We start from the raw sequence: 16,574 nt of genomic DNA on the forward strand, positions 1-16,574 counted from the left end.
CCCCCGCCATAATGGCGGGGTTTTTGTTTGATGGGCCTCTGAACGCCTACGGCGGATTGGATCTGCTCGGCTCTTCTCAGCGATCCAGGAAATGATCGAAGTAGACCTTGGGGATGGGGTAGGCGTAGACGCCCCTGTCGACGAAACTGTACCTGTAGAGGCAACTTCTGAGAGCCGCGTTGTAATAGAGGCTGTGCGGGTCCGTTGAGCCGCGTCGCCATGAGCCTGCCTCCGGCACGCACCGCTGGAGCGCTTTATCGTATCGAGCCAGGAGCACCCTGTCGGTATCGACCCGAATGCCGCTGTAGGATTGATAGTTTGAAGGAGATTCTGCGGCCGATATACAGCCCAGACTAAGTGCAAGACCAGCGACTGCCATCAATCTCATTGGATTTATTCCCCCCTGATCGATTATCGAAGTATCGAGCAGAATGTTATTAGTTCCAGTGCCTGCGGGCAAGGCCCGCTTGTTGCGGCCTCTACATCCGCGGCGTGATCTTCTGGATGGCCGACCGTGAGAAATGAGCGAGATCATCTCGCCAAGCGCACCGGCGGCTTGAGAGCTGCCGCCACAGGATGGCGGCAGCAATTTTGTTCCGATCAATCCAAGAGATCGGCGGGAACCTTGCCGCCATTTTCCGAAAGCCGCTTCATCAGCGCCTTGTGCAGCCACATGTTCATTTTTGCGGAATCGTTGGTGTCGCCGGTATAGCCGAGTTCAGCGGCAAGTTCCTTGCGCTCGGTCAGGCTTGCATCCATCCCGACAGCCTTCATCAGGTCCACGATCGAGTGGCGCCAATCGAGTTTTTGGCCGTTCTTCTTCACAGCCGCGTCGAGGATGGGCACGATATCGATTGTGGCTGTGGTCGGCTTGCTCTGAGCAGGAGAGGCCGCAGGCGTCGGACTGGGCGCTGCCGACGGTGAGGCAGGCGCTTGCGCTGGCTCTATCTTCGGCGCGCCGGCAGCAACGGGTTCAGCTGCTTTCGCCTCTCCGAAGATCGCATGTTTGATTTTGTCGAAAATGCCCATTCTTGAACCTCCAGTTCCATCAGATGAGAACATGCTGAAACATGGCCTTCCCGCCTGATATATCCAGACGGAAGGGGAGTTATTTTTAGCAATCTAAATCGGAGGTGGAAAAGTCAATTCGGGGGCAGGGTGTAGTCGGTCTGCGCGAAAACGTTGCAAATGGATCAATCGCCGCCAACCGTATCGCAAACTGAGCTTTGCTTGCTGGGCTCCGAAGATTTCTGGCGCAATGGGGAGGAAATACTCCGCCGGCTCTCCAGTTGCTGCACGACATGTTTGCTTTCGGCACAGTCGGGCAGATAATTCGCACTTCAATAACCGTGAATCATCATCGTACGCCGCCGAACCGACTTGCCGCGCCGTGTTGTGAAACATTCGTCATCCCTTCACGTTGCCTTGCCATGGACGTCCTGAAGTTGCAGGCGTCCGATCGATCGAAGGCACGCGCGTTCCTCGATTTTCGACTGCCGGGCAGATCGTTCGGCGGAATGGAAACGGAGGAAAACATGACCCATAACCACCATAGACTGTCCTTTGCAGTGCTCGCATCCACCTGCGCCCTCCTTGCCATGACGGCAAGCGATGCGCGTGCGATCGATGTCGGTGTGTCGGTGAATGCAGGCAATGCCGTCAGCGCCGATGTCGGGGCTTCGATTGGCGGCTCGAACGGCGTCAATGCCGATGCGACGGCCAATGCCGGCGGCAGCGGTGTCGACGCAGACGCCAACGCCAGGCTCGGCGTCGGGCGCGGCGTCAATGCCAATCTGAATGCGCACACCGGCGGTTCGAACGGAATCGATACCAAGGCCACGGCCTCGGTCGGCAGCGGTAATGGCGTCGATGCCAATCTCGCTATCGGCCGCGTAGACGAAGCTGGCGGCAATGCCACGGCGACGCCCGGCAGCACCCTCAGCGCGTCGCAGACACGCACCCTGGAGGCCTTCCGCAACATGCCTGTCAATGACCAGCGCAAGATGCTCGTCCGTTGCGCCGATATCTCCGCCTCTGGCGGTGATTCCGGCCTTGCCGGTCTCTGCAGTCTGCTGCAGGCGACAGCCTCCCGCTGAACATGCAAAACCCGCCGAGCCAGCGGCTCGGCGGGTCTTTTCAAAGGCTGCTTCGATCTAAGGCATGTTGCGCAAAGGTGTGCAGCGGTTTTGCGACAATGACATGCGCAACAACAAAGGCCTAAAGCGCGGGGAGCGAATCCGAAAGATCGTGACGCGCTTTAGTGCAGGATCTGGCTGAGGAACAGCTTGGTGCGTTCGTGCTGCGGATTGTCGAAGAACTCGGCCGGTGAATTCTGCTCGACGATCTGGCCCTGGTCCATGAAGATGACGCGGTTGGCGACCTGGCGGGCAAAGCCCATTTCGTGCGTGACGCAGAGCATGGTCATGCCTTCCTCGGCAAGACCCACCATGGTGTCGAGCACTTCCTTGATCATTTCGGGATCGAGCGCCGAGGTCGGCTCGTCGAACAGCATGATCTTCGGGTTCATGCACAGCGACCGGGCGATCGCCACGCGCTGCTGCTGGCCGCCGGAGAGCTGGCCCGGATATTTGTTGGCCTGCTCCGGAATCTTGACCCGCTTGAGGAAGTGCATGGCCACTTCTTCGGCCTGCTTCTTCGGCATCTTGCGCACCCAGATCGGCGCCAGCGTGCAGTTTTCGAGGATCGTCAGGTGCGGGAAGAGGTTGAAGTGCTGGAACACCATGCCGACTTCGCGCCGGACTTCGTCGATCTTCTTCAGGTCGTTGGTGAGCTCGGTGCCATCGACGATGATGTTGCCCTTCTGATGCTCTTCCAGGCGATTGATGCAGCGGATCATCGTCGACTTGCCCGAGCCCGACGGACCGGCGATGACGATGCGCTCGCCACGCATGACCTTCAGGTTGATGTCGCGCAGCACGTGGAAATCGCCGTACCACTTGTTCATGTTGATGATCTCGACCGCCACTTCCGTTGCGGAAACGGTGAGCTTTTTCGCTGGAGCTTCAGCCATGACTATTTTCCCTCATTTTTATCGTTTTAGCGTTCTTATCGTTTGTGGCCGGTATCGAGATGGCGTTCCATGAAACCTGAATAGCGCGACATGCCGAAGCAGAATAGCCAGAAGATGAAGCCCGCGAAGATCAGACCCGTGATCGGCGTGACAGCGCTTGCCCAGTTGGCATCGGAGAAGTTCAGCTTGACGATGCCAAGCAGATCGAACATGCCGATAATGGTGACCAGCGACGTGTCCTTGAACGTTCCGATGAAGGTGTTGACGATGCTCGGGATCACCAGCTTGATGGCCTGCGGCATGATGATCAGCCGGGTCTTTTGCCAATAGCCGAGGCCAAGTGAATCGGCGCCTTCGAACTGTCCCTTCGGGATCGCCTGAAGGCCGCCGCGGATCACTTCCGCCATATAGGCCGATGTGAAGATCGACACACCGATCAGCGCCCGAAGCAGTTTGTCGACGTTCCAGCCTGTGGGAAGGAAGAGCGGCAGCATGACACTTGCCATGAACAGAACGGTGATCAGCGGAACGCCTCGAATGACCTCGATGAAGGTAACGCAGAGCATCCGGATGACGGGCATCTTCGAGCGGCGTCCCAGCGCAAGCAGAATGCCGCAGGGTAAGGAGACGGCAATACCGACAAAGGACAGAACGAGCGTCACCATCAACCCGCCCCAGAGCGGAGTATCCACCACTTCGAGGCCGAAGCCGCCGTGAAGAAGCCAGAAGGCGATGACCGGCAGGACGGCGAACAGAAGAATGGCGTTCAGGCCCTTGCGCGGCGCCGACGGGATCAACATCGGAACCAGCAGCAGAATGAACAGGATCCCGACGATCGCCGGCCTCCAACGCTCATCGAGCGGATAGCGGCCGAAGATAAACTGATCGTACTTGGCGCTGATGAAGGCCCAGCATGCACCGCTCCAGCCGTCAGGCTGGATGCCGCCCTGGATCGTCGTCGCGCAGAATGTGCGGTCCGGACCTGACCATACGGCCTGAATGAACAGCCAGTTGACGAGATGCGGCACGGCCCATGCGATGAGCGCAAGAGCCAGGATCGTCAGGATCACGTCCTTCGGAGTTGCCAGGAGATTGCGACGTATCCAGGCGACGGCTCCCCTCTCGCCGGGCGGCGGCGGTTCGGCGACAAGGATGGACGTTCTGACAAAGGGTTTATCGGCGACCGACATCTTATCTCTCCACCAGTGCCATCTTGGCATTGAACCAATTCATGAACAGCGACGTGAGAATGCTCAAGCTGAGATAGACGATACCCCAGATGCAGACGATCTCGATCGCTTGACCGCTCTGATTGAGGATCGTGCCACCGACGGCAACGAGATCCGAGAAACCGATCGCGATGGCGAGTGAGGAGTTCTTGGTCAGGTTCAGGTACTGGCTCGTCAGCGGCGGGATGATGATGCGCAGCGCCTGCGGCACCACGACAAGTCTCGTCACGCTCGACGGATGCAGCCCCAGCGCGCCGGCTGCTTCGGATTGTCCCTTTGCAACGCCGCGAATGCCGCCGCGAACGATCTCGGCGATGAACGAGGCGGTATAGAAGGACAGAGCGAGAAACAGCGACATGAATTCGGGGCCGACGACGGAGCCGCCCGTGAGGTTGAATTTTCCGGCAACCGGAACGTCGAAGGTGAGCGGAAAGCCGGAGACAACGAAGACCAGCAATGGCAAGCCGACGATCAGCGCGATCGACGTCCATACGGTGTGGAACGGTTGGCCGGTTGCGGCTTGGCGTTTGTGGGCCCAGCGCACGATGATGATGGTGGCGACAATCGCAATCAGTAGGGCGATGCCGACCGCTATCATACCTGTCTCGAAGATCGGCTTCGGGAAGGCTAGTCCTCTGTTGTTGAGGAACATGTTGAACGGCAGACCCACCGACTCGCGCGGCTGCGGCAAGACGGAAAGAACGCCGAGGTACCAGAAAAAGATGACGAGCAGCGGCGGAATGTTGCGGAAAATCTCGACATAGACCGTGCAGAGCTTGGCAATCAGCCAATTGCGCGACAGCCGGCCGATCCCGATTAGGAAGCCGATGATGGTCGCCGTGAAGATCCCGGTTACCGCCACCAGCAAGGTATTCAGAATGCCGACGAGAAGTGCGCGCGCATAAGTCGAGTCACTCGAAAAGCTGATCAGCGACTGGCCGATTTCGAAACCGGCGCGACCGCGAAGAAAGCCGAAACCCGATGCCGTATTGCTGCGGGCAAGGTTCACGGCCGTGTTGTGGGCCACCCACCACACAAAGCCCACGAGAACAACGATTGTTAGAACCTGGTAAAATATGCTCCGGTATTTCGGGTCGTACATTGCCGACCGCAAACTCCAGCCGGTGCCATGCAAAGGTGTCGTATCCACAGCCTCATGCGTCATGCCGCGCCAATCCCCTTGTGCCCGTTTTCGGGCTTTCTTTTTAGCTTTTTGGAAGCGGGAAGGCGGCTTGGCCGCCTTCCCGGTATTTCATGCCAGTGCTCGATTAACGAACCGGCGGTGCGTACTGGATGCCGCCCTTGTTCCACAGAGCATTCAAGCCGCGCGCGATCTTGAGGGGGCTGCCCTGACCGATGTTGCGCTCGAAGATTTCGCCATAATTGCCGACGCCCTTGATGACGTTGGCGGCCCAATCATTGGTCAGGCCGAGATCGGTGCCGATCTTGGTGTCGGTCTCGCTGCCGAGGAAGCGCTTGATATCCGGGTTCGGCGAGTTCTTCATCTCGTCGACATTTGCCTGGGTAATGCCGAACTCTTCGGCATTGATCAGCGCATAAGCCGTCCAGGAAACGATGTCGAACCACTGGTCGTCACCCTGACGGACGGCCGGGCCAAGCGGTTCCTTGGAGATGATCTCAGGAAGGATGACGTGTTCGTCGGGATTCTTCAGCGTCAGACGCAACGAATAGAGACCGGATTGGTCGGTCGTGTAAACGTCGCAACGACCGGCGTCATAGGCCGCGTTGACCTCAGGAAGATTTTCGAAGACGACCGGATTGTACTGCAGATTGTTCGTCTTGAAGTAATCGGCGAGGTTCAGTTCGGTCGTCGTGCCTGACTGTACGCAGACTGCGGCGCCGGAGAGTTCGAGAGCCGACTTCACGTTCAGGCCCTTGCGAACCATGAAGCCCTGGCCGTCGTAATAGGTGACAGGACGGAAGTTGAAGCCGAGTGCGGTGTCGCGATTGATCGTCCAGGTCGTATTGCGCGAGAGAACGTCGATTTCACCGGACTGCAGAGCGGTGAAGCGTTCCTTCGCGTTTGTCGGCGTGTACTTGACCTTGGTGGGGTCGCCGAACACGGCCGAAGCGACGGCCTTGCAGAAGTCGACGTCGAAGCCGGCCCAATTGCCGGAAGCGTCAGGTGCGGCAAAGCCGGTAAGGCCGGTATTGACGCCGCACTGAACGAAACCCTTTGCCTTGACGTCTGAGAGAGTGGTGGCGGAGGCGGCCGAGGCGCCAGCTGCCAAAACTGCTGCGCCGATGGCGGCGGACAGGAGCTTATTTTTCATTTTCCCAACCTTTTCCGTTGTCTTATCTTTTCTTGTGGAGAGTGCGTGCAGACAATCCGTGCCGCCCCCCCATTGTCTCGACACCCTCCCGGCGCGAGTGATCCTATCACAGTCGCAAATGTCACTATGGTCAAGTGTCGCGCCCAATAATTGCGGCAAAATTCAGAATTTTGGTAGATTGCGCTGCATTCATGGGCGGTTGGCTATGAAATAGGCGTCGGGTTGCGGAAAAATAACGCGAAAATCGAAATTTCCATCATTTCGGATCCTCGCCTGCAGCCGATCTTCAAGGGGTTGACCCGAAACGGCGGGGCGTCCAAAAGTCTGGTTTCGCGACCCTTCGCCAAAGGCTATTCCCGACATGAAAGACAAAGACAGCTTGCTGCAGAATGCCGGCATCAACACCCGCCTGACGCATATCGGCAACGACCCTTTCGACTATCACGGCTTCATCAATCCGCCGGTCGTGCATGCCTCGACGGTGTTGTTTCCGAATGCGCGGGCGATGGAGACGCGTACGCAGAAATACACCTACGGAACGCGCGGCACACCGACGACGGATGCGCTCTGCGAGGCGATCGACGCGCTCGAAGGCTCGGCCGGCACGATCCTCGTCCCCTCGGGCCTTGCGGCCGTCACCATCCCGTTCCTGGGTTTCGTCGCTGCCGGCGATCATGCGCTGGTGGTCGATTCGGTCTATGGTCCGACCCGCCATTTCTGCGACACGATGTTGAAGCGCCTCGGCGTCGAGGTGGAATATTACGATCCGGAGATCGGCGCCGGCATCGAGGCATTGTTCCGGCCGAACACGAAACTCGTCCATACCGAGGCCCCAGGCTCCAATACCTTCGAAATGCAGGATATTCCGGCGATCTCGGCGGTTGCGCACCGCCATGGCGCCGTCGTCATGATGGACAATACCTGGGCAACGCCGCTCTATTTCAGGCCGCTCGATCACGGCGTCGACATCTCGATCCACGCATCGACGAAATATCCGTCCGGCCATTCCGATATTCTGCTCGGAACCGTTTCGGCCAATGCCGAGCATTGGGAGCGGCTGAAGGAGGCGAACGGTGTGCTCGGCATCTGCGGCGCACCCGATGATGCCTACCAGATCCTGCGCGGATTGCGCACCATGGGCCTGCGCCTCGAGCGGCACTATGAAAGCGCGCTTGATATCGCGGAATGGCTGGAGGGCAGGGAGGATGTCGCCCGCGTACTGCATCCGGCCCTGCCGAGTTTCCCCTCCCACCATCTCTGGAAGCGCGATTTCAAAGGCGCCAGCGGCATCTTTTCCTTCGTGCTTGCCGCTGATGGCCCCGAGAAGTCCAGGGCAAAGGCGCATGCCTTCCTCGACGCGCTCAGGATTTTCGGTCTCGGTTATTCCTGGGGCGGCTATGAAAGCCTCGCCTTGCACGCCTATCTCAACGATCGCACGGTCGCCAAGGCGCCGACGGACGGTCCGGTCATCCGCCTGCAGATCGGCATCGAGGACGTGGCCGACCTCAAGGCCGATATCGAGCGGGGATTTGCCGCCGCAAGCGCCATCTGACCGGACACGCTTTGTCGTCGCTGGCAGCTGCTCACGGCAGATCTGCAGCCCGATAACCGTAGATCCAGTCGAGATCTGCCGCCAGGCTTAGTGGCGGCTTGAGGCCGAGCACGAGATCGCGGCCGATCCGGATCGGCCCTTTGGCATGATAGGCAAACCGGTTGAAGGCGCCGCGCTGGCGGAGCTTCGCGATGCGCGGCGCGCGATGTCGTTCGAAGAGCGCCAGCGCTTCCGCCACGGGACGGTTCGAAAGAAACGCGGCCAGTTCGTAGGCGTCTTCGATCGCCATCGCCGCTCCCTGGGCGGCAAACGGCATCATCGCATGTGCGGCGTCGCCGATCAGAATCGTCTTTCGGCCGTCCTGCCATGCGCCTGATGTGGTTTCGAACAGCGGCCAGAACGTCAGCTTCCGGTGTTTTTCAAGCAGCGAGACGATCGCGGCGTTCCAGCCGGAAAGGCGCGCCCGCAGCTGCGCCCGCTGCTCGGCCGTCGTCTCGCTTTGCCAGGCCTGCGGCGCGATATTACCGGCGGTGATCGCCACCATGTTGAAGCTGCCGGTCTCCCTGAGCGGGTAGCAGACGAGATGTGCCGAACCGCCGAGAAAAGCCGAAACGCTTGCCCGGTCGAGGAAACCAGGCGCCTCATTTTCGGGAATGGTAAAGCGATAGGCGATATTGCCGGAAAAACGCGGCGAGGGGCTGCCCACAACGGATTGCCGAAGCTTTGACCAGACGCCGTCGGCGCCGATGACGACATCGGCCGCCCGCTCGAAAGGCGGTGGGGTCGTGTCCATCCGCACGCCGAGGTGAAGCCGGCAGAGCGGATCGGCCGTAACCGCAGCCAAAAGGGCTTTTTGCAATGTGGTGCGGTGCAGGACGCCATAGGGAGCGCCCCAGCGTTCCCGCGCAAATTTACCAGCCGGCACCGCCGCGAGCTGGCGAAGCGAACTGCCCGATATCAGCCGGATCGCGTCCGGCTCGAGCCAGACCTTTGACAGTCCTTCAAGGATACCGAATTCGGCAAGGATGCGGGAGGCGTTCGGCGAAACCTGCAATCCGGCGCCGACGTCGGTGAGTTCGCCCGCCTGCTCGAAGATCTCCGAACTGATACCCCGGCGCGAAAGCGCAAGGGCAGCTGTCAGCCCTGATATCCCGGCGCCGATGATGGCGGCATGTTCGACCGGCATTCTCCGTCCGATCCGGATCTGGACTGACTACGCCGCCTTCACGTGGAAAACGCAACCGGCCGGATTGGTCTGGCTGGGCTTGAGCGCGGAATTGAAGCGATAGAGCGTCGAGCAATAGGAACAGACCTTCTCGTTGTCGTCGCCCATGTCGATGAAGATATGCGGATGATCGAAGGGAGCCGAAGCGCCGGTGCACATGAATTCCTTGACGCCGACTTCGATAACGTGGTGACCGCCGTCGTTCTGGAAGTGGGGAATGTTGTGGCCGGCCATGTCGCTCTCCGAATGCTTTGAAATGTGCGCGAACCTTATAAGCCTTCGCCGCAAATGTGTAGAGCCAAACCGCCGCGCCGGGCACAGTTTTTAGCCGCAGTTTTTGGCTTCACGATGAAAGGCCGCTCGACTATGGTCGCGCCAAAAAGGAAGGCCCGATGAACCTGAATACACCCGCATTTTCAAGCTTCACCCATGACGGATTGCAGCTCGCCTTCTTCGATGAGGGCGATCCGGCCGGTGTGCCCGTGTTGTTGATCCACGGCTTTGCCTCGACCGCAATCGTCAACTGGGTGCATCCGGGCTGGCTGAAGACGCTCGGTGACGCCGGCTACCGGGTGATCGCCATGGACAATCGCGGCCACGGCGCAAGCGGCAAGCCGCACGATGCCGAAGCCTATCGTCCATGGATCATGGCCGGCGATGCGATCGCGCTGCTCGACCATCTCGGCATCCCGGAAGCAAATGTCATGGGCTATTCGATGGGCGCACGCATTTCCGTCTTTGCCGCACTTGCCAATCCGCATCGGGTCCGTTCGCTGGTTCTCGGCGGCCTCGGCATCGGCATGACGGACGGCGTCGGTGACTGGGACCCGATCGCCGATGCGCTGCTGGCTCCCTCGCTCGACGCGGTGACGCATGCCCGCGGCCGGATGTTCCGCGCCTTCGCCGAGCAGACGAAGAGTGACCGCGTCGCCCTTGCCGACTGCATCCGCGGCTCGCGCGATCTCGTTGCCCGTTCCGATATGGCCAAGATCGACATGCCGACGCTGATCGGCGTCGGCACCAAGGATGATATCGCCGGCTCGCCGCAGGAATTGGCGGCGCTGATGCAAAATGCCGAAGCGCTCGATATTCCGGGCCGCGATCATATGCTCGCCGTCGGCGACAGGGTTTTCAAGCAGGCGGTGCTGGCCTTCTATGCAAGGGTCGCCCATCGCTGACAACATCGTGATGCCGAAAAACCATGCTAAAAAACCATGGCGACGGCACCCATTTATGTTATTGGCGTTTTCCTCTATATATTGGCATTCCGAAAACGGCATTCCTTCCGGCAACGAGGAGAGCGGCGATGGTCGCAAAGACTGACATCCGTGCTTTTGAGACAGGCCATCCGCTGAAGGTGATGGATCCCATCTGGGACAGCCTGCGCGAGGAAGCCCGGCTCGCCGCCGAACGGGATCCGGTTCTCGCCGCCTTCCTCTATTCTACGGTGATCAACTACCATTCGCTCGAGGAATGCGTCATCCACCGCATCTGCGAACGTCTCGATCATCCCGACATGCAGGCGAACCTGCTTCGCCAGACCTTCGAGGAAATGCTTCTCGACTGGCCTGACTGGAGCTCCATCCTGCGCGTCGATATCCAGGCGATCTATGACCGCGATCCCGCATGCCTGCGCTTCATGGAGGCGGTGCTTTATTTCAAGGGCTTCCATGCGCTGCAGACACATCGTCTGGCCCATTGGCTGCTGAACCGCGGCCGGCGCGATTTCGCGCTCTATCTGCAGAGCCGCTCCTCCAGCGTCTTCCAGACCGACATCAATCCGGCCGCCCGGATCGGCAAGGGCATCTTCCTCGATCACGCCACCGGCCTCGTCGTCGGCGAGACGGCCGTCATCGGCGACAACGTCTCGATCCTGCACGGTGTCACACTCGGCGGCACCGGCAAGGAGGGCGCCGACCGCCATCCGAAGATCGGCTCTGGCGTCATGATCGGTGCCGGCGCCAAGATCCTCGGCAATATCGAGATCGGCTACTGCTCACGCGTCGCCGCCGGCTCTGTCGTCCTGAAGGCGGTGCCACCCAAGAAGACGGTCGCGGGCGTGCCGGCCAAGGTCGTAGGGGAGGCCGGTTGTTCCGAGCCGTCGCGCAACATGGACCAGGTAATCGGCGCCGATATTTGAGCGCTCGTTGGAAACAAGGATAGGAAAAGTCGGCGGGATCCGAGCGGGGAGGGCCATGAGCAAACGGCAACCTTGCCTTTACACCGCTGCATTTCCTGTGCAAGAAGCGGCCAATCAAGACTGCTTACGGAGATGACAGAGTGAAGCCAGAAGAAATCAAGAAGCTCGACGCCTATTTCAAGCGCATGTTCAATCCACAGATGATCGTCAAGGCGCGTCCGCGCAAGGATGATTCTGCGGAAGTCTATCTCGGCGAAGAATTTCTGGGTGTCGTCTATATCGATGACGAGGACGGCGACCGCTCCTACAACTTTTCGATGGCGATCCTCGACGTCGATCTCTGATCGCGTTCGAAAGCTTCAAAAGGACCGAACGGCGCGATCCGTTCGGTCCTTTTTTCGTTTTTTCGATTCGCAACGAGAATTTATTCAAAACTTCCGGTTGCGGCATTCTGATATATTTTAGCAAAATCAGTTAAAGACGTACGTGCCCCGGCGCGCTGCCTTTGTTATGTTATTGTAATGCAACCCTTGGATGTTTTGCAACGCACAAGACTACTTGACTATTTGTGCATTGCAGCTACCCTGCGGCCACCAACAGCCCAACGGAGGATGGCTCATGTTCAACTTTGAAGACGCCAACAAGAAGAGCAAGGAAGCCGTCGACACGGCCCTGAAGACCTATACCGACACGTCCAAGGGCTTTCAGGCAATCGCCGCAGAAGCCACTGAATATTCGAAGAAATCTTTTCAGGACGCGGTGACGCATTTCGAAACGCTGGCCGGCGTCAAGAGCTTCGAGGCTGCCTTCGAGCTGCAGACGAGCTACGTCAAGGCGTATTTTGAAGGCTTTGTCTCCGAGACGACGAAGCTCAGTGAGATGTATGCCGATCTAGCCAAATCAGCCTACAAGCCCTATGAGGCACCGATCGCCGCCGCGGTCGTCAAGACCGCCAAGTCGGTGTCGGCGGCGACGCCTGCTGCTGCTTGAACTGATTTCAAAGGCGCAACCTGCGCTACATATTGAAAAATGAAGACCGGCTACGCATCTGTAGCCGGTCTTTTTGTTTCCACTTTCGCTGCAGCGCCCGCATGGGATCGACCGGGGACTTTTTTGGTCTTTCCCGTGCATGCCGGCCATTTCTTGATTGCAGTGTCTGACAGGGGGCTTAAAATCAGCCTATTATGAACTAAGTTAGTGTTTCAGATATTCGGCGGGAAAAGCACCCTCCCATGCTCCGCTGGATTGCTTGAGGAATGAATGACAATGATCGCAAAGCCGATCCGGATGCAGAACGACAGCGAAAGGAACGGGGACAACGCAAATCGAACCTCGGTCATCACGCGCACCAAGCCGAAGACCAAGAAGCCCAATCTTTATCGTGTGCTGCTTTTGAATGACGACTACACTCCCATGGAATTCGTCATTCATATTCTGGAGCGTTTTTTTCAGAAGGATCGTGAAAGTGCCACCCGCATCATGCTCCATGTCCATAACCACGGCGTCGGCGAATGCGGAATATTCACATACGAGGTAGCGGAAACGAAGGTCAGCCAGGTGATGGACTTCGCCCGGCAGCACCAGCATCCGCTGCAATGCGTCATGGAAAAGAAGTGAGGATCTGAACGTGCCAACATTTTCGCCTAGTTTAGAGAAGGCGCTCCATCAGGCACTGACCTTTGCCAACGAGCGGCACCACGAATATGCGACGCTCGAGCATCTGCTGCTCGCCCTGATCGACGATGCCGATGCGGCCGCGGTCATGGGTGCCTGCAATGTCGATCTCGACGCGCTGCGCAAGACGCTCGTCGAATATGTCGATAACGAACTTTCCAACCTGATCACCGGTTATGACGAGGATTCGAAGCCGACCTCCGGCTTCCAGCGCGTCATCCAGCGTGCCGTCATCCACGTGCAATCGTCCGGCCGCGAAGAGGTGACTGGCGCCAACGTGCTCGTCGCGATCTTCGCCGAGCGCGAAAGCCACGCCGCTTATTTCCTGCAGGAGCAGGAGATGACCCGCTACGATGCCGTCAACTATATCTCCCACGGCATCGGCAAGCGCCCGGGCGTTTCGGAAGCGCGTCCCCCGCGCGGCGCCGAGGACGAAGCCGAAAGCAGCAAGCCGACGGCGCGCGGCGGCGAGGAAGAGGGCGGCCCCAAAAAGCAGCAGGACGCGCTCAAGGCCTATTGCGTCAATCTCAACGAGAAAGCCAAGGGCGGCAAGATCGATCCGCTGATCGGCCGTCACGCTGAAGTGAGCCGCACGATCCAGATCCTGTGCCGCCGTTCGAAGAACAATCCGCTCTATGTCGGTGATCCCGGCGTCGGCAAGACGGCGATCGCCGAAGGCCTTGCCAAGCGCATCGTCGAAGGCAAGGTTCCGGAAGCGCTCGCCGATGCAACGATCTTTTCGCTCGACATGGGCACGCTCTTGGCCGGCACGCGCTACCGCGGCGATTTCGAGGAACGCCTGAAGCAGGTCGTCAAGGAACTGGAAGAATATCCAGGCGCCGTGCTCTTTATCGACGAGATCCACACGGTGATCGGCGCCGGCGCCACCTCGGGCGGCGCAATGGATGCATCGAACCTCCTGAAGCCCGCCCTGTCATCGGGCGCGATTCGCTGCATTGGTTCGACCACCTACAAGGAATACCGCCAGTTCTTCGAGAAGGATCGGGCGCTGGTCCGTCGTTTCCAGAAGATCGACGTCAGCGAGCCGTCGATCGAAGATGCGATCGAGATCATGAAGGGCTTGAAGCCCTATTTCGAAGAGTATCACCACCTGCGTTATTCGAACGACGCCATCAAGTCGGCCGTCGAATTGTCGGCCCGCTACATCTCCGACCGCAAACTGCCCGACAAGGCTATCGACGTGATCGACGAAACCGGTGCGGCGCAGATGCTGCTGCCGCCGTCCAAGCGCCGCAAGCTGATCACCGAAAAGGAGATCGAGGCGACGGTCGCGACGATGGCGCGCATTCCGCCGAAGACCGTCTCCAAGGACGATGAAGCCGTGCTTGCCAATCTCGAGAAGGAACTGCGCTCGGTCGTCTACGGCCAGGATATCGCCATCGAAGCCCTTTCGACTTCGATCAAGCTGGCGCGCGCCGGTCTTCGCGAGCCGAACAAACCGATCGGCGCCTATGTCTTCTCCGGTCCGACCGGCGTCGGCAAGACCGAGGTGGCAAAGCAGCTGGCATCATCGCTCGGCGTCGAACTCCTGCGTTTCGACATGTCGGAATATATGGAGCGGCACACGGTTTCGCGTCTACTCGGCGCGCCTCCCGGCTATGTCGGCTTCGACCAGGGCGGCCTTCTCACAGATGGCGTCGATCAGCATCCGCATTGCGTGGTGCTGCTCGACGAAATCGAGAAGGCGCATCCCGACATCTACAATATCCTGCTGCAGGTCATGGACCACGGCACGCTGACCGACCATAACGGCAAGAAGATCGATTTCCGCAACGTCATCCTGATCATGACGACCAATGCGGGCGCATCCGAAATGGCCAAGGCGGCGATCGGCTTCGGTTCGTCCAAGCGCACCGGCGAGGACGAGGAGGCGCTGACCCGTCTGTTCACGCCGGAATTCCGCAACCGTCTCGACGCGATCATTCCTTTCGCGGCGTTGCCGACAGCCGTTATCCACAAGGTCGTGCAGAAGTTCATCATGCAGCTGGAGGCCCAGCTTTCCGAAAGGAACGTCACCTTCGACCTGCACGAGGATGCGATCGCATGGCTGGCGGAAAAGGGTTACGACGAGAAGATGGGCGCCCGCCCGCTTGCTCGCGTCATTCAGGATACGATCAAGAAGCCGCTCGCCAACGAAATCCTCTTCGGCAAGCTGAAGAAGGGCGGTGTCGTCAACGTCACCGTCGGCCCGAAGGAAGACGGCAAGCCTGGCATCGTGCTCGAAGCCATCTCGGAAACGGCGCCGATCAAGCCGAAGCCCGAAGCCGAAGTCGTGCATCCCGAAGGCGATGATGGGGATGACGGCGAGCTGAAGACGAAGGCGGCCCGCAAGACCCGCGCCAAAGCAGTGCCGCAGGCCGAGCCCGAGGTTCGCGACGCCCCGAAGAAGGGAAGCGCGGTTCCGAAGGTTCCACGCAAGAAGTAAGATACCGTCACCGAATTGGAAAAGGCCGCGTCACTGCGGCCTTTTTCGTTTTCGGATCTGCATGCGCCCTTTTCAGAGCCTGGTGTAGTCGATCTCGAGAAAGTCGGCGACCTCGGGCACCCAGCGGTCGCGCACGAAGGCAACATGCAGTGGATGGACGTTATAGGCGTCATAGCCAGCCTGATCGTCGAACTCCATCGAGAGGCCGAAGGTGAAATCGTTTTTCCGGCTTGTCTGCCGGAGCTGCTCGAAATTCCGCACGCTCGGGATATTGGCAAGCACCAGCGCGTCGGCGAGGAATGACTTTTCTTCAGCCGAGCCGGATTCGTGCTTAAGTCGGAATGCGACCGTGTGGCGGATCATGATCTTGTTCCAAATGATTGTCTGGATTGAATTCTCTGAAATCGACAGGTGTTGACCCTACGCCAGCGCGGCCCTGATCTTTTCGGCGTTGGCGGCGAGCACGGCACCGTCCTCCATCTTGCCGGAATGCGGCTTGAGGGCCGCGCCCTCATGCCGCGGGATGACGTGGAAATGCAGATGGAACACCGTTTGCCCGGCCGCCGGTTCGTTGAACTGGGCGATGAACACGCCATCGGCGTCGAAGACGTCCTTGACCGCATTGGCGATCTTCTGGACGACTGATATCGCATGGGTGAGGGTGGCTGGATCGGCATCGAGGAGATTGCGCGACGGCGCCTTGGGAAGGACGAGCACGTGGCCCGGCGCCTGCGGCATCACATCCATGAACGCGATGGTATACTCGTCCTCGTAAACCCGGTGCGAGGGGATTTCGCCGCGGAGGATCTTGGCGAAGATGTTGTTGTCGTCATAAGCGGCCGGGCTGGTCATCACGAAATCTCCTCGTTTTTCACAGCGCCGCGCGTCTTTTCAGACGCGCAAAGGACGCTGTAGCGCTTTGAATTGCTGCATAGTTTTATCCTTAAATCGATTCCGATTTAAGGAATATGCGTCGTTGATCG

The 16,574-nt window shown here is 59.2% G+C and carries 18 protein-coding genes; 8 read left to right on the plus strand and 10 right to left on the minus strand.

What is annotated here, in order from left to right; translation table 11 throughout:
* Nucleotides 1-76: 76 nt before the first annotated feature.
* Nucleotides 77-388, minus strand: a complete 312-nt coding sequence (locus C3Y91_RS34445; RefSeq protein WP_130681589.1) for a hypothetical protein — start codon at nt 386-388, stop codon at nt 77-79.
* 212 nt (nt 389-600) lie between these two features.
* Nucleotides 601-1,029, minus strand: coding sequence for a DUF3597 domain-containing protein (locus C3Y91_RS34450; protein WP_018073439.1), 429 nt, complete (start codon nt 1,027-1,029; stop codon nt 601-603).
* 401 nt (nt 1,030-1,430) lie between these two features.
* On the opposite strand from C3Y91_RS34450, the gene C3Y91_RS34455 reads away from it, so the two are divergent.
* Nucleotides 1,431-2,096, plus strand: a complete 666-nt coding sequence (locus C3Y91_RS34455) for a hypothetical protein (protein ID WP_130661506.1) — start codon at nt 1,431-1,433, stop codon at nt 2,094-2,096.
* Between the two features lie 161 nt (nt 2,097-2,257).
* Here C3Y91_RS34455 and C3Y91_RS34460 read toward each other — a convergent pair whose 3' ends face one another.
* The 4 genes from C3Y91_RS34460 to C3Y91_RS34475 all read right to left on the minus strand — a co-directional run bounded on the left by C3Y91_RS34460 (nt 2,258) and on the right by C3Y91_RS34475 (nt 6,554).
* On the minus strand, nt 2,258-3,031 hold the full coding sequence (locus C3Y91_RS34460) for an amino acid ABC transporter ATP-binding protein (protein ID WP_018073440.1): 774 nt from the start codon (nt 3,029-3,031) through the stop codon (nt 2,258-2,260).
* Between the two features lie 35 nt (nt 3,032-3,066).
* The gene (locus C3Y91_RS34465) at nt 3,067-4,221 is read right to left on the minus strand and encodes an amino acid ABC transporter permease (protein ID WP_024320694.1); all 1,155 of its coding nucleotides are present in this window, start codon (nt 4,219-4,221) and stop codon (nt 3,067-3,069) included.
* A 1-nt stretch (nt 4,222) separates the two neighbouring features.
* The gene (locus C3Y91_RS34470) at nt 4,223-5,425 is read right to left on the minus strand and encodes an amino acid ABC transporter permease (protein ID WP_024320695.1); all 1,203 of its coding nucleotides are present in this window, start codon (nt 5,423-5,425) and stop codon (nt 4,223-4,225) included.
* 103 nt (nt 5,426-5,528) lie between these two features.
* Nucleotides 5,529-6,554, minus strand: coding sequence for an amino acid ABC transporter substrate-binding protein (locus C3Y91_RS34475; protein WP_024320696.1), 1,026 nt, complete (start codon nt 6,552-6,554; stop codon nt 5,529-5,531).
* Between the two features lie 361 nt (nt 6,555-6,915).
* On the opposite strand from C3Y91_RS34475, the gene C3Y91_RS34480 reads away from it, so the two are divergent.
* Nucleotides 6,916-8,106 carry a cystathionine beta-lyase gene (locus tag C3Y91_RS34480; RefSeq protein WP_018073443.1) on the plus strand — a complete coding sequence of 397 codons (1,191 nt, stop codon included), beginning with the start codon at nt 6,916-6,918 and terminating at the stop codon, nt 8,104-8,106.
* 31 nt (nt 8,107-8,137) lie between these two features.
* Here C3Y91_RS34480 and C3Y91_RS34485 read toward each other — a convergent pair whose 3' ends face one another.
* Together C3Y91_RS34485 and C3Y91_RS34490 are read right to left on the minus strand one after the other, a co-directional pair.
* Nucleotides 8,138-9,292, minus strand: a complete 1,155-nt coding sequence (locus C3Y91_RS34485; RefSeq protein ID WP_024320697.1) for an FAD-dependent monooxygenase — start codon at nt 9,290-9,292, stop codon at nt 8,138-8,140.
* Between the two features lie 27 nt (nt 9,293-9,319).
* Nucleotides 9,320-9,565: a zinc-finger domain-containing protein gene (locus C3Y91_RS34490; protein ID WP_018073445.1), complete on the minus strand. Its 246-nt coding sequence runs from the start codon at nt 9,563-9,565 to the stop codon at nt 9,320-9,322.
* Between the two features lie 158 nt (nt 9,566-9,723).
* Between C3Y91_RS34490 and C3Y91_RS34495 the strand changes: the two genes are divergently transcribed.
* From C3Y91_RS34495 to clpA, 6 genes are all read left to right on the plus strand, one after another.
* Nucleotides 9,724-10,509: an alpha/beta fold hydrolase gene (locus tag C3Y91_RS34495; protein ID WP_024320698.1), complete on the plus strand. Its 786-nt coding sequence runs from the start codon at nt 9,724-9,726 to the stop codon at nt 10,507-10,509.
* Between the two features lie 128 nt (nt 10,510-10,637).
* On the plus strand, nt 10,638-11,471 hold the full coding sequence (cysE, locus tag C3Y91_RS34500; RefSeq protein WP_011651805.1) for a serine O-acetyltransferase: 834 nt from the start codon (nt 10,638-10,640) through the stop codon (nt 11,469-11,471).
* A 140-nt stretch (nt 11,472-11,611) separates the two neighbouring features.
* Complete coding sequence (locus C3Y91_RS38485) at nt 11,612-11,815, plus strand: DUF3126 family protein (protein ID WP_003539277.1); 204 nt, start codon at nt 11,612-11,614, stop codon at nt 11,813-11,815.
* Between the two features lie 274 nt (nt 11,816-12,089).
* Nucleotides 12,090-12,461 (plus strand): phasin family protein, encoded by a 372-nt coding sequence (locus tag C3Y91_RS34510; RefSeq protein WP_018073447.1) that lies wholly within the window; start codon nt 12,090-12,092, stop codon nt 12,459-12,461.
* Nucleotides 12,462-12,737: 276 nt separating this feature from the next.
* A complete protein-coding gene (gene clpS / locus C3Y91_RS34515) occupies nt 12,738-13,088 on the plus strand; it encodes an ATP-dependent Clp protease adapter ClpS (RefSeq protein ID WP_017988219.1) in 351 nt (116 codons plus the stop codon).
* A 10-nt stretch (nt 13,089-13,098) separates the two neighbouring features.
* On the plus strand, nt 13,099-15,591 hold the full coding sequence (gene clpA, locus C3Y91_RS34520; protein WP_018073448.1) for an ATP-dependent Clp protease ATP-binding subunit ClpA: 2,493 nt from the start codon (nt 13,099-13,101) through the stop codon (nt 15,589-15,591).
* A 72-nt stretch (nt 15,592-15,663) separates the two neighbouring features.
* Here the strand turns inward: clpA and C3Y91_RS34525 are convergent, their stop codons facing one another.
* Nucleotides 15,664-15,954: a Dabb family protein gene (locus C3Y91_RS34525; RefSeq protein ID WP_018073449.1), complete on the minus strand. Its 291-nt coding sequence runs from the start codon at nt 15,952-15,954 to the stop codon at nt 15,664-15,666.
* A gap of 57 nt (nt 15,955-16,011) precedes the next feature.
* Complete coding sequence (locus C3Y91_RS34530) at nt 16,012-16,443, minus strand: HIT family protein (RefSeq protein ID WP_024320699.1); 432 nt, start codon at nt 16,441-16,443, stop codon at nt 16,012-16,014.
* Between the last annotated feature and the right edge of the window lie 131 nt (nt 16,444-16,574).

This window comes from Rhizobium ruizarguesonis (genome assembly GCF_012349115.1).
Lineage (GTDB): Bacteria > Pseudomonadota > Alphaproteobacteria > Rhizobiales > Rhizobiaceae > Rhizobium > Rhizobium ruizarguesonis.